The sequence below is a fragment of the Streptomyces echinatus genome (assembly GCF_014203595.1).
GTDB lineage: Bacteria > Actinomycetota > Actinomycetes > Streptomycetales > Streptomycetaceae > Streptomyces > Streptomyces echinatus.
On the sequence record NZ_JACHJK010000010.1, the window covers coordinates 54,487 to 68,563 of the forward strand.

At 70.6% G+C, this 14,077-nt stretch carries 5 protein-coding genes; 1 reads left to right on the forward strand and 4 read right to left on the reverse strand.

Features of this window, described 5'->3' with window-relative positions; translation table 11 throughout:
• Positions 1–95 precede the first annotated feature (95 nt).
• From FHS34_RS26235 to FHS34_RS26250, 4 genes are read right to left on the reverse strand one after another with little or no spacing between them, the layout of a single operon-like run.
• On the reverse strand, positions 96–2,258 hold the full coding sequence (locus FHS34_RS26235) for a DEAD/DEAH box helicase (protein WP_184969715.1): 2,163 nt from the start codon (positions 2,256–2,258) through the stop codon (positions 96–98).
• Positions 2,255–3,589 carry a BREX system ATP-binding protein BrxD gene (brxD, locus tag FHS34_RS26240; RefSeq protein ID WP_184969717.1) on the reverse strand — a complete coding sequence of 445 codons (1,335 nt, stop codon included), beginning with the start codon at positions 3,587–3,589 and terminating at the stop codon, positions 2,255–2,257. Before brxD ends, FHS34_RS26235 begins: the two co-directional genes overlap by 4 nt.
• Positions 3,586–6,387 carry a BREX-2 system phosphatase PglZ gene (pglZ, locus tag FHS34_RS26245; RefSeq protein WP_184969719.1) on the reverse strand — a complete coding sequence of 934 codons (2,802 nt, stop codon included), beginning with the start codon at positions 6,385–6,387 and terminating at the stop codon, positions 3,586–3,588. Before pglZ ends, brxD begins: the two co-directional genes overlap by 4 nt.
• Positions 6,387–10,346, reverse strand: a complete 3,960-nt coding sequence (locus FHS34_RS26250) for a DUF6079 family protein (RefSeq protein ID WP_184969721.1) — start codon at positions 10,344–10,346, stop codon at positions 6,387–6,389. The genes pglZ and FHS34_RS26250 overlap by 1 nt, the downstream gene beginning before the upstream one ends.
• Positions 10,347–10,587: 241 nt before the next feature.
• On the opposite strand from FHS34_RS26250, the gene FHS34_RS26255 reads away from it, so the two are divergent.
• Positions 10,588–13,848 carry an AAA domain-containing protein gene (locus tag FHS34_RS26255; protein WP_221509482.1) on the forward strand — a complete coding sequence of 1,087 codons (3,261 nt, stop codon included), beginning with the start codon at positions 10,588–10,590 and terminating at the stop codon, positions 13,846–13,848.
• Positions 13,849–14,077: the final 229 nt, after the last annotated feature.

Consider the following 14,077-nt stretch of genomic DNA (forward strand, 5'->3'; position numbering starts at 1 on the left):
GTCCCGGAATACTCACCCGCTTGTGCAGGATGTCCGATTCTCATTTGCCGTCCTGCTCACCGCCTTCTTTCCTGTTCCGTTGCAGCCCGCCGATGTCACCCTTCGCGCCGGAGAAAACGCACCGGTTCCGTGAGCACGGCGGCAGCGGACTCCACGTCGGCCAGCCGTGCCGACAAGGTGCCCTCGGCGAGGCGTGGTGGCAGGGCCTCGCCGAACTTCAGGCCGCGTAGAGCGCGTTCGTCGACGTCTGGCAGACACAACCGGGCCGTCATGCCCTTGGTGGCGTCGTTCCAACTGCGCGCGGTGACGTCCTCCCGCAGTCGAATCCAGCGGTCGTTGATGTGCTGCCCCGGCACGACCAGTGTGTCGAGAGTCGCAGCGAGCGTGGCGTTGGCGCGGTGGCCCGCCCATGTCCACCAGCGCACGTGACCCCGCGTGTCCTGAATGATCAAGGTGCCTCCGGGATGCACCCGATCCAGATACTCCTCGCGCGTCCGGTGCAGGGCGCTGGTCGCCCGTTGCGTCATCTTCACGGGCGGGTCCTGGCCCAGCAGTACCTGGCGCTCGGCGCGCGTGAGCACATGGGAACCCGCCGAGCCGAACCCGGCGCTGCTCCACTTCGCCTTGCCTCCCCCGTCAACGGGTTCGACGAAGCAGCGTCTGCGCCGCCAGTCGATGTAGGTGACCTGCCAGTTCCGGCCGGCGAGCAGAAGCCGACGCGGACCGTCGATCCGCTCGGTGAGGAGGCTTGGGTCGGTTCGGCCGATCTCTGTGCGTCCTTGGAGAACGGTGAACTGTGGAGGTGCGGTGAACACGGCGGTGAGGTTCATGAAGTGGCGGTGTCCGAAGCGCCGCTCGGCCTCCGGCCCGATGAACAGCATGCCGCCGTCCCGGTCCAGGTACCCCTGGTCGACAAGGTGCCGGACAATGGGCTCGGCGGCGGATGTGCCGAAAGGACCGAGACCGTTCCACCACTCCTGCCACAAGTGCTCACCGACGCGGTTCTCCTGCAAGCACAGCGCCAGGAGTTGCTGGGCGACGATGTGCCGGGGTTCCGGTGGCGCGACGACCGGTTCCACCCAGCCCTGCGACCACTTGAGCAGCAGTCCGGCCGCGGCCAGCAGACCGTCCTCGTCCAGGGCGAGGAACAGGCAGTTGCGTGCGGCCCCTTCACGGCGTCCGGAGCGGCCGAGACGCTGAAGGAAGGAGGCGACCGAGGCCGGAGCGTCGATCTGGATGACGCGGTCCAAGTCACCGACATCGATGCCGAGTTCCAGAGTGCTGGTGGAGATGATCACGCAGTCGCGAGCCTCGGCGAAAGCCGCCTCGGCACGCCGGCGCTCGTCGAGGGAGAGCGAAGCATGCGACAGGAATGTGGTGACGCCCTTGGCACGGAGCTTTTCCCCCAGCTCCTCCACGTAGCGCCGTGACTCGCAGAAGACGAGGCGCTTCTCGCCACGGTGCAATGCGGCGATGACGGTGGCCGCGTTGTCCAGGGAACCGACGTGGTCGAGCTGGACGTCTCCCGGCGGCACGGCGGTCGACCCCCCGGATGCCGCGCGCACGACTTCGGCTACACCCTCTGTGAGCGGAGACTCGATGAGGTGGGGAGCGATGACCTGACCCGGCCGCTTACTCGCCCCAGAACCCTGCAACCAGGTAAGCAGCGCTTCCGGATTGCCGACGGTCGCCGAGAGGCCGACACGCTGCACGGGTCGACCCGTGACCCGTTGCAGTCGTTCCAGTACGGCGAGAAGGTGCCATCCCCGGTCGTCACCGGCGAAGGCGTGCACCTCGTCCACAACGACGGCCTGCAGCCCCGAGAAGAACGACGTGTGGTCGACGTTGGCGCTCACCAGCATCGCTTCGAGTGATTCCGGTGTGGTGAGCAGGACGTCGGGACGTGCGGCGAGGATCCGTTTGCGGGCACCGGCCGTGGTGTCTCCGTGCCACAGGGCCGCGGTGCGGCCCAGCCAGGAGGTGTAGGTCTCCCACCGTGGCAGCAGGTTGTTGAGCAGGGCCTTCAGCGGGCAGACGTAGAGGACGGACGTGCCGCTCCACCGCTCCCCCGTCATCCGGGTCAGCAGGGGGAAGGCAGCTGCCTCGGTCTTGCCGCCCGCGGTGGGAGCGAGCAGGACGGCGTCGTCCCCACAGACGAGGGGGGTGACGGCTGCTTCCTGAAGAGGTCGCAGGCTCCGCCACCCCAGGGTGTTGACGATGTGGTGGATGAGCGCCGGGTCCAGGTCCCCGGCACTCACGGCAGCTCCAGTTCGACGGCGTCGGCATCCCCTGATGCGGCGGCGTTGCGTTCGGTTTCGGTGAGTTCGGACGAGGTGATGGTGAGGGCGTAGTGCGTGCGGGGGTCGAAGTCCTCGAACTCGTCGACGCGGTCGAGGACGTCGGCCACCAGCTTGCGCAGGAACACGCGGGGCGCGACGCCGACCTTGCCGCCGAGCCCGCCGGTGACGGCGCTGGCCAGCTCCGTCAGATACGCGTCGTCGACCCGCTCGGTCACCCGATCGGGATTGCGTGCGATCCGGGCGTACACATCGCGCACGGTACGGCCGAGTTCGCCGAGCTGAGACAGGTCGAATCCCGGGAGCCGGAGCTGGACGGCGCGCGGGGAGTCGAAGCGCGGCTCGGTCGTGAAGTCGGTGGCCAGCCGTTGCGCGAGCGGAGGCAGCCGCTGCGCACCCTGTTGTCCGTCGTAGAACGCCGGGGTGCCCGTGATGACGAGGAAGAGCCCCGGGAACCGACCCGCGTCGATCTCGTCAAGCAATTGCCTCAGCGCGTTGAGGCCCTTCTCGCGGACGTCACCACGTACGCGTTGCAGGGTCTCGATCTCATCGAGGACGAGAAGGAGCCCCGGGTGGCCGCAGTCGCGCAGCACGGTGAGCAGCCCCTGCAGGAAGCCGAGGGCCGCGAAGTGGTCGAGGTCCCCTCGGACGCCGGCACTGCGGCGGGCGGAGGACGCGACCGACTTCTGACCTCCGAGCCAGGCGATGAGTGCCTCTGCCGTCGCCCCGTCTCCGGCGGCAACGGCTCGCCGGTAGCCGCGCAGTGCGGCTGCGAAGGCGGGGGTGGTCCTGGCGACGTCGGCGAGTCTGCGTTCCATGAGCACGTCGACGGCCGCGGCGAGTGCCGCCTCATCCTCTTCGTCCGTCTCTCCGGCGTCGAGGACTTCTTCCTCCAGTGTGTAGAACCACGAGTCGACGACCGCGCGCAGTGCGCTGGGCTGGTGTGTGGCGGTCGTCAGGCGCTCGGTGAGTCGGCGGTAGACCGTCTCCAGCCGGTGGAGCGGGGTTTCGGTCTCGGAGATCTGGACTTCTGCCGTGGCCAGTCCCGCACGTTTGGCGCGCTCGGCGAGCCACCGCGCGAAGAACGTCTTACCGGACCCGTACTCACCGCGGATGGCGTGGAACGCCGCTCCGCCCCGTGCTGTTGCTGCAAGGTCGTCGTCGAGCGCGGTCTCGAACCGGTCCAGGCCGACGGCGAGCAGGTCCAGCCCGGCCTGCGGTACGGTGCCGCGCCTGAGCGCGTCCACGACCTCCCGCATACGTACGGGGCTGGCCGGGGCTCCCGCGCTCATGACGTCTCCTTTCTCGGCGACCCGCCCCTCGCCTCGCCCGCCAGGAACTGGTCGCGGAGCAGGGCGACGTCGAGCTTCACCGCGTGACCGGCGTCGACGAAGCCGAGTACCGGGTAACCCTCGACGTTGAGCAGGCGCTGCACGGTGGCGACGAAGCCCTCGATGTTGCGTCGCACCCGGCCGGTCGCCGAGATGGCGGCGGCCAGGGCGGCAGGTGACATGGTGCCCCCGGCGGCGGCGAGCGCATCGATGACGGCGGCGACGACCTTGCCTTCCGGAGCTTTGCGTACGTACTCCTTCTGCGCCTCGTACACCTCGCTGGCCACAACACGCCCGCCTAGGGTCGCCGGGACGGATGACGCCTCCGGCGCCGCTTCGGGCATCACCACGTCGTCGGCATCGAACAGTTCTTCGTTCTGCCGAAGCGCGGGCTTCGCCGGTCTCCGCACCGGCTGCGTGGCGCTCTCCGGCTGGGGTTCCCGCACCTCGAGGGGTGTCGCGGTGGCGGCCTTCCACCAGGAGGGAGCGGCCTGTTCGCGGGGCAGCGGTTCCCACTCGCGCGGAGCGAGTTCCTTCGAGGGAAGCAGGACGAGGACCGGGACGGTGATCTCGGCGAGGGAGGCCCCGCCGTGGTAGCCGGCCCGGCGCGCGGCGTACCGGAGGTCCTCGTGCCAGGGAACGGTGATGGTGCCGCCTCCTTCGAGGACGCGCGGCCCGCTCAGCACGACCTCGCCGTCGCCGGCGTCGGTGTCCGGCCGCCAGCGTGCCGATCCGCCGGCGTCCGCGGCGGGGGTCACCCGGCCCCGGCCACGGTCGATGACGTGCCCGTGGTCGGCGACGAGGACGACGGGACGCGCGTAGCTGCGGGCGGCGGCCAGCAGTTCCCGCAGGTAGGTGATGTCGCCGAGGGACCACACGGTGCGCTGCCCCTGCTGACCGGAGTCAAGGGCGTCGTCGATGGTGTTGAGGACGACGCCGACGACCGCGTCGGAGGCGAGCGCTGAGGTGAGTTCCTGGGCGAGGAAGTGGCCCGCGTCTCCCCCTATCGACGCCTTGTGGAAGAGGACCGCGTCCTTGCGACGCTTCTTCCAGAAGGCCGCGAACCCGGAAGCCTCGGTGGACTGCCCCCCTTGGATGGCCGTGCCGCAGAGCAGGGATGCCCGGCTCGTCCGGGTGATCGAGGGCAGCATGGAGACTGCGGCGAGGCGAGTGCGCCGTGCACCCTCGCCGGACCGCGGCACGATCTCCTGCCAGCCTTCCCGCTCGGCTTCTTCCCCCAGTTGCGCGGCGACGGCGCTGCTCATGCCGTCGAGCACGATCACCAGAGGCGGCCCGCCTGTGGTCAGGGGACGGACGACGGTGTCGAGGACGTTCTCGACGACCAGACAGCCGCCCGGTTGCTGGGCGGTGGCGTTCGGAGCCCAGCCGGCCAGGTGCCGGGCGAACTGCTCGTCGAGCCGTTCACGCTGGGCCCTGCCGTCCTCGTAGAGGTCACGCAGGCCCCGGGCGACGGCCGGGTCGCCGCCGGGGTCGCCGGCCCAGAGGACGGACAGCGCCCGGTCGGCCCACCCCCACTCGGCGACATGGTCGCGCACGCCCGCTGCCACGGACGTCACGGCAGGCGGTCCCTGGCGCAGCCACCGAGCGAGACGCACGGCCATCTCGGCGACACGCACCCGGTCGGGGAAGAGTCCCGCCAGCGCGTGTCCGGTCAGCTCGGCCAGTGCGCTCTCGCCTTGCGCGGGGGACGTGTGCGCGCCCTCCACGACGGCGGCGAGCTGGGCGGCGAAGCTGGACAGGAGGAAACGGCTGCCGTTGAGGCCCGCGGTGAGACCGGCGTCCCGGGCCAGGTCGTCGGCGCGCTGCAGCACGGCGAACACCTTGTGGCGTGAGTCGACCGAACCCGCGGCCTCTCCGATCCAGCGCAGGAGGGTGCCTTCCACCGCGTCGGTGAAGGCGCCGATCTCACCCCGGCGCGGGCCGGCCTTGCCGAACAGTCCACCGACGGCGAGGGCCACGTCGGGGTCGGCGGCGGGGTCGCGTAGCGCGGCACCGAGCAGGCCGAGCGCCATCGCGTCGTTTCCCCGTCCGATCTCGGCGAGGGTGAGCAGGACCGGTGCGGCGGGCCCTGCGACCTCGCCGAGCCACTTCTTCAGCTCCGCGCGTTCGGTGTCGCCGAGTGCGGCGAAACGGCGCGGCCCGGCCGGAGTGCGCGACCAGGCGAGCAGCACGTCCGCGTCCACGGCGGCCTCCGCCGTGGCGTGGGGCGAGATGTCCGGGTGGTCGAGTCCGAGGCGTTCGACGACCAGGGCTCGCAGGGCGGCGTCCCGGGTGAGGACGCCTGCGGTGCGCGGCCATCCCCGTCCCGCGGGTTCGGCGTCGACGAGGGCCTGGAGCAGCCAGTCCTCGCGGTACATGCGCACGTCGAGTCCGGTGGCCCCGAACCGCTGCGTCACGATCTCGGCCTTCTCGACGGTGAGGGTGCGCCGGTGCACCGCGTGCCCGCGCAGGTCCCAGCCGAGCTGATCGTCGTCGACACCGGTGGTGACCACCAGCAGGTCACCGGGCGCGGCGTCTTCGCGGTGGCTGTGCCAGGCGGCCAGGATGCCGAGGACGGAGGACTCGTCGCGCACCGTGACCCGTCGGGTTTGCTCACCGACCTCGGCGGTGAAGGTGGTGGCCGAGCCGGCCGCGTACTGTCCGTGGACCAGCATGAGACTGTGCTCGGCCAGCTTCTTGGCGTGCCGGTCCAGGAGCGCCTCGACGGTGCGCCGTCCCACCTGAGGCAGGAGCGCCATCAGCCTTCGCTCCCCTTCTCGTCCCGGTCGGCCGCTCCGGCCTCGCCGTGGGCGTCCTCGATCACCTGCCAGGTGACCTGGACGCGGGTACCGGGGTGCGCGGTGAGGAAGCGACGGATGTCGGCGCTGAGCCCGTCGACGGTCGCCGCGAGCGTGGTTTCCAACCGGGTGGGTTCAACGACGTACGCGGCGGGACGGCGGACGGACTCGGCCGCGTAGCCCACGCGCGGATCCCGCGGGGCCGGTCCGGAATGCGGGGCGTCCCGGTCCGGCTCGGCCGGAGCCGCGGGCACCGGGGGCGTGCCGTGCTCGGTGAGGCGTACGTCCTCCGCGGTCGGCTCGGCGGACGGAACGGGCTCGACCGGCCGGGCCGCCTGGGCGAGCCGGGTGGCCTCCCGCATGAGGGCCACGGCCGACTCCTGCAGCGAGTCCAGCACCGGGACGAGGGACTCGTCCTCCTCGTGCGCGTTGGCCGCCCGGCGGACGGTGTCCAGCAGCCGCTGCGCCCGGTCGCCTACGCCGTCGTCCCGGCCCGCGAGTTCGCGGACCATGTCCAGATCGGACCAGCGGCTGTCGCGCTGTGCCCGCAGTACCTGCAGCACTTCGGGGGCCTGCTTGAGAGCGGCACCGATCTCACGGTCCGTCACTTCATAGGTAGCGCCCGCGAGTTCCTCCGTGAGAAGGGTGGCGTCGGTGGTGCGCAGCAGTCGGGCGATCAGGTCGGCGGCGGCCTTCGTGGACTTCAGCCGCGGCGCGTCCACGCCACCGGGCCCTTCGAGACCGAGCCGTACGGCGTTGTCCTGGAGCAGTGTCCGGGTCTCCCCCACGGCGGTGCGGTGCTCTTCGGCGACGGCGCGCACCTGCGCTGCGAGCCGCGAGACGTTCCTGGCGAAGAGCACCGGCGACACGCTCTGCCCGAAGATGGCCCCGGCGCGCCGCAGTGCGGTGGTGAAGGTGTCCTCGTCAGGGAGGGCGACGGCCCGCAGCCCGTAGCCGGGGATGATGCGGTCCAGTTCGGGGGCCTGCGGCACGACCTGGGTCTGGTAGATCCAGGTGCGGTCGTCGAGCAACGCGTAGGTCGCGATGATCAGGTTGCCGACGTTGCGGTCGAGGCCCTCGTAGCCGAGCTCGGTGATCCAGTCGCGGATCGTCTCGACGGCGAGGTCGTCGCCGGCGTCAGGGTTCTCGGCGGCCTTCTTGTTGATGCGCAGCCGCCAGTCGTTGCTGACGTTGAGCGGTCCGTCGTGGACCTCGCCGAGGCCGAGCGCGTGCACGATCTTCCTGACGGCGGGCAGCTGCTGGCTGTCCACGACGACCCGCCGGGAGCCGTCCTCCATCGCCCGGGCGATCCACTCCATGGTGGTCTTGAGTTCTCGCAGGGTGATGGCCTTGCGGGTCAGCCGCGGGTCGAAGTCGGGGTGCTTGGGGTACCGGGCGGCGAACATGCCGTCGGCGAGCAGCAGCAGGTTCTGCTCGAAGCCGACCGACGGCTCGGGCCGGGTACGGGTGAAGCCCGGCAGCAGGGACACCAGGTGCTGCCCGTCGGGGACGGTCGCGCCGACGGTCTCCGGCTCGGCTCGGTTGATCCCGTACAGCTGGAGCAGGGCGTCGGTGAGGTGGCCGCTGATGTTGTCCCGGGAGGCCTTGAGCTGGTTGCGGATCTGGGCCCGCTCCTCGGCGGGGCGGGTGGCGGTGTGCTCGTCGAGCCGGTCGCGCTCCAGCAGGTAGTTGATCTTCAACAGGCGTCCGAGCTGCCGGGAGGTCTGTTCGGAGAAGAAGTCGGGCAGCCAGACGAGCGTGGGCTCCGTGCGGCCCGCCCGCCTGAGCCGGTCGACGCGCTGGAGGTCGTCGACGGGCCCGTGGTCGCCGTCGTCGAAGGGGTAGTCGAAGACGATGCGGAGGTTCCCGGCCTGCTGGGGTGCGAATTCGTCGTCGGGCAGGTGGGTGTCGCGCACGTTGCCGAAGATGAACTCAACGGTGCGTTTGGTGCCGCGCCAGACGACGTCCCGTTCACAGACGAAGGGCTGGGTGTCCTGGATACCCAGCTCGTGCCAGAGCTGGTCCTTGATCCACTGCCGTCGGTAGCCGAGCTGGTCGGCGACGCCCTGCACCTCTTCGAGGAGCGGTTCGACGTCGATGTCGGAGAGGTGCAGGTGGAAGACGGGGTCGGTCTTGTCTCCCTCGCTGCGCAGCTCGCTGTCGAAGGAGACCTGCAGTTCCCGCAGCCGCTTGGCGGCGACGGAACCGGCGTCTCCCACGCGGGTCCGGATCGAGCCGTGGTTGAGGGCGGCGAGCCGGGTGCCGGTGAGCCGGGTCAGGGCGGGCACATTGGGTGCGAGCGCGGCCAGCAGCAGCGTCTTGATGAGCCGCTCGTCGGCCTGGAACCGTTTGTCGTCGGGGGTCTTGTACTTGCGCAGCAGTTCCTCACGCACCCGCCCGTGGAAGTCGCCGGCGGTCTCCGCGTCCTTGCGCAGCCGGGGAGTGAACGCGGCTCCGGAGCGGTGGGCGATGACGTCCCACAGGTCGCCGAGCGGGATGAGTTCCCCGAGCTTCAGGTCGTCGCGGCGGCGGCGCAGCAGCTCCTGGACGAGTTTGAGGCCGGTGCGCTCGCGCTGGAGGGCGCCCGAGAGGTCGACGAGGACGTTGAGGAGCGCCGGGGAGAGCGGGTACAGCTCCCGGAAGTCGTCCCAGGATGCCTCGGTGCGGCCCTGCGCGTCCAGGAGGATCTGCCGGACCTCGTCGTTGGACGATTCGACGAGTTTGAACGCGTCGTCGCGCACGGACTCCATGCCGGGCTTCGGGGCGAGCACGCGATGCTTGATGATCTCGACGAGGTTGCTGTCCTCGAGGTCGACGACGTTGAACCGCTCGGCCAGGTACTCGATCTGCTGCTCGAGGTTGGTCACGTCGGCGCCGACGACGTCCGAGCCGATCAGCTGCGACAGGTCGCGCTGGCGGGAGATGAACGACACGATCGGCACCGGTCGGCCGCTGTCTCCCGACTCGATGAGTTTGACCAGCCGCTGCACCTGGTCGCGCACGAAGTCCTGGTTGCCCATCTTCGCCTGGAGCCACAGGACCAGTTCGTCGAGGAAGAGGACGACTCCGGTGTAGCCGAGGGACTGGGCGTGCCGGGAGATGACCTTGAGGCCGTTCTCCAGCGGAAGGAACGCGCTGGCCTCGCCGCGCATGCCCTGCGCGTAAGCGGCCATGGGGCCACTGAGCAGCGCGGAGACCAGCCGCTCGCGGTACGGGTCGTCGGGCGCGCCCGCGAAGGCCCGGTCGAAGTCGGCACCCGTCCACGTCCCGGCTGGCAGCGCCGCGGCCTCGCCGTCGATCATCGGCATGTCGTCCGGGTCGGCCTCCACGGGCGCGGCCGCGCTCGGCGTGAGGGCGGCGGCTCCCTTGCCGAGCCACTGCAGGAACTTGGCGTCGTCGGCAAGGAACTCGCGCTGGGTGCGGGCGTCGGCGAGCAACGCGTCGGCCCGGTAGACGGGGGGCAGCGGCTGGTCGGGGTGGAGCTCCCGCACCGTGTGCACATAGCCGCCGAGCAGGGCGGAGTCGAGGTCGGCGGAGCCGACGAGGTGGTACGGCACCATCAGGAACCGGCTCCGTCGCAGCCACTCGTCGTGCGGCGCCACGACCTCGACCAGCCGGGACTTGGTCCGGACGGACGGGTGGTTGTTGAGCACGGCGTGCAGCACGGTCAGGAAGTGGCTCTTGCCGGAGCCGAAGGAACCGTGCAGGTAGGCGGCTTCCGAGTTGCCCGACCTGACGCAGGCCGCGACGATGTCTAGCGCCTGCCGGAACGCCTTCTGAAGCTGCTCGGTGACCACGTACTCGGCCACCCGGGCGTCGGTCTCGCTGAAACCCTGGGAGAGCTCGATCTTGAAGTCGCCGGCATGGACGTCTTCCTTGATCTCGATGACGTCCTTCAGCAGGAGCTCGCTCATGGGCATCAGGCGGTCATTCCTTCTCTCGGCTCACGGTTCGGCTGCACAGCTCGTGCACTGGTCGGCGCGTTCACATCCTGCCAGGTGGCGCTGACACGTATGCCCGTGCGGTACGGATTCTCCGTATCACACGGTGCACACGGGATCACAGGCAGCTTCCGCTGGGTAGGGTCGGCGCGGGATCTGTCGGTGGGACGGGGAGCGGGGGCGACGACGGGTGGGGTGGCGTGAGGAGATCGCCGCGGCCTTGGGCGAACTGGTGGCGATCACGGGCGGCACCGGCAGGCAGCCGCGCTGGCAGCGAGTGGGGCGCGCGGTCCGCACCAAGGAGGCGGGCTGGTACGCGGTCGACCTACGCGGCTCCGACATCGGACCGGACCAGCTGGACGCGCTGCGACTCGCAGGGCCGGAGCCCGACGGCATCGAAACGAAGGGCTTCACTGTCTCGGAGACGGTGCAGAACGGCTCCCTGCTCACGCTCAAGGTCGCCGAGTTCGCCGACCTCACGGACGCGTATCTGTGGCTGCTCAAGCAGCCGTCGACCTTCCTCGTCGAGGCCCTGCGCGACGGCATCGCCGGGCTGGGCGAGGCCCCACTGGCGGGCGCCCTGGCCGGTGGTGCGATCGGCGGCGCGTCATCACCCGCTCCGGACCCCCCGGGGTTCCACCCGGCGCAGGGAGACGCCTACCGCGCGTGCCTGGGCCAGGGCGTGCATCTGGTGTGGGGTCCACCGGGCACCGGCAAGACGACGGTGCTGAAGCGGGCCATCGGTGACCTGGTCGCCCGCGGCGACCGGGTGCTGCTGGTGTCCGCCACCAACATCGCTGTGGACAACGCCCTGTTGGGTGTGGTGAAGGAGAACAGGCACAGCCCGGGTGACATCGTTCGCGTGGGCCCGCCTCAGTTGCGGGAGGTCGCCGACAACCCGGAGGTCTCGCTACCGCTCATGGTGCGCGAGCGCCTGGCCGAGACGGCCGAGCGGCGACGCGGGATCGAGGCCGCGCTGGTCGACGTCCGGACCCGCGCGGCGGAACTGGCCGCGCTGGACGCCTCCCTCGTCCGCTTCGACCCAACCGCCTACTTCGACGCACTGAAGCTGCTGCGCACGCCCGGCCAGGATCCGGTGTCCGTACGGGAGAGGGCGGAGACGGCGGCGGCCCTGCTGGAGGAGGCCGTGGCGACCCGGGAGGCGGCACAGCAGGCCGCGGTGGCGGCCCAGCGCCGCCAGGACGCAGCGGAGGAGTCGCGCCGGAAGTGGGCCGAGGTCGACCGGCTACGCAAGGAGCAGTCCCGCATCCTCAAGGCCGCGGAGCGCAAGCAGGCCGATGCCCTGATGGCCGAGGACTACCTTCGCGAGCTGCGAGAGGAGCTGGGGCAGCTCGACGCCCAGCGGTCGGTGGCCCGGTGGCGGGCCCGGGAGAAACGGCAGGAGCTGCGTGAGCAGCTGGCCGTCACAGAGGAGGACGTCGCCCGCACACGCCGGGCGGCGCAGGCCGCTCGCACCACGGCCGAAGCGCACATCGTCGCGCTGGAGAAGGACCTGGCGGACCTGGTCGCCGGCATCACCCACACCCCTGAACGGATCGCGGCTCTGGAGCAGGCACTGGCCTCGGCGCAGTCCACCTACAGGTCGGCCCTGGACCTCGTGGCCGCCCGTCGCGAGGAGACCACCCTGCTGGAACGGGCCGTCGTCCGCGCCCTGAACGCCGCGGAACTCACCGCCCGCGCCGAACAGCAGGACTGGCCCGCCCGCCACGCCCGCGCCGAGCGATTACGGCCCCGGGTGACAGCCGACGCCGCCCGTCGCTCCACACTGGAGGAGGAGTTCCAGCAGGTCCAGGAGGAGTACGAACGTCTCGCCCGCAACGCCCAGGGCGAGATCATCAAGAGCGCGAAACTGGTCGCCACCACCCTGGCCAGGTTCCGCACCAACAAGGCGGTCTTCGAGGGCCCGTACGACGTGGTCCTGGTCGACGAGGCGGGCGCGGCGACGCTGCCCGAGGTAATCCTCGCGACAGCGAAGGCGATCCGGACGGCCGTCCTGCTCGGCGACTTCATGCAGCTCGGCCCGGTCGTCGAGGAACGGCTGAAGGAACTCGACCGCCCGGACGTCAAACGCTGGCTGCTCCCGGACGTCTTCCAGCACTGCGGCATCCAGGACCCCGAGGACGCCCGGCGGCACCCGGCCTGCGTCACGCTGACCGAGCAGCGCCGCTTCGGCCCGGCGGTGATGGGCCTGGCCAACTCTCTCGCCTACGGGGGAATGCTGCGGGGCGGCAAGCAGACCGCGGCGCCACGGCCCTCCGACGACCCGGAGATCGTCGTCGTCGACACCGACGGACTGCACGAACTGGCCAGACCGCACCTGACCGGACGCCGCAGCGGCTGGTGGCCGGCCGGATCACTGATCGCCAGGGCACTGGTCGAATACCACCGCGCGAAGGGCGAGGACACGGGCATCGTCACCCCCTACGGCGTCCAGGCGGAGGCGACCCTGGAAGCCCTGCGGGACGTGGAGAGCGACGGCGGCCCGCTCGCGGAGGTGGGCACGGCGCACCGTTTCCAGGGCAGGGAGTTCCCCGTCGTCGTCTTCGACACGGTCGAGGGCGCCGACGGCCGGGAACTCTGGATGTCACTGGCCCGCCGGGAGCCGGGCGCGTCGGACTGGGCGCGCAACGGCGTGCGCCTGTTCAACGTGGCGGCCACCCGCGTCCAGACCCGCCTCTACGTCATCGGCAGCTGGGAGCGCATACGATCCGCGAAGAACGGCACGGCCTTCACTCACCTGGCCGCGCTGGTCGGTACGCCGGGCGTACGACGCCTGCGGGCCGGCCACTTGATCACTCCGCCGCACGAGGACGCGCCGAACCTCGGCGAGTTCGGCGCCGCCCTCGCCGACGTGCTGGCCCGGCATGTCGAGGTCACGGGCATCGATGACGAGACGACCTTCTTCAGTACGTTCGAGGACGAGATCCGCAAGGCCCGCGCCTCGGTCTGGCTGTGGGCGCCGTGGGTCGCGAACCGGGTGCGCGGCATCCTGCCACTGCTGCGCGAGGCGGCCGATCGCGGCGTGCGCGTGACCGTGTTCATCCGCGACGACACGGACCAGATCCAGGCCCGCCCGGACAACCAGAGTCTGATCGCGGACCTGCGGGCCGTCGTCCACACCGTCGTTCCCGTCAACGTCATGCACCAGAAGATCGCGGTGATCGACGAGCGGACGGTGATGATCGGCAGCCTCAACACCCTGTCCCAGTCGTGGACCCGCGAGGTCATGGTGACGATCCGCGGCGGCCACTTCGCCCGCAAGGTCCTGGAGCACGAGCACGCCGAGCTGTTCACCCGCCCGCCGAAGTGCGCCCGCTGCGGCGGCACGAGCATCGAACTGCGCCGCCGCACCAACGGCATCTGGTTCTGGCGCTGCTACGACACGGTCTGCAAGACGGGACGGAACGGCCGGAGCGACGCCTGGAACCAGGACATCAGGGTGGGAGGGGGGAGGAGTTGAGGGGGCGGGCCATACTCGCCCAGGCTCAGGGTTTCGTGGACTCGGTGGCATTCCCGGCACCTCCTGTGGCAGGCTTCTGCGTGCCAGCAACGGGGTCTCGCTCGTAGCCAGACCACCAGCTGCGCTTCAGCCAAGGAGTCTGCGGACGCACCCGGACCACCGGCTTTGTCTCTCACCTCATCTTCCGCGCAGTAGGCACGAGCCTGCGGCGGCGTTCCCTACGCATGCC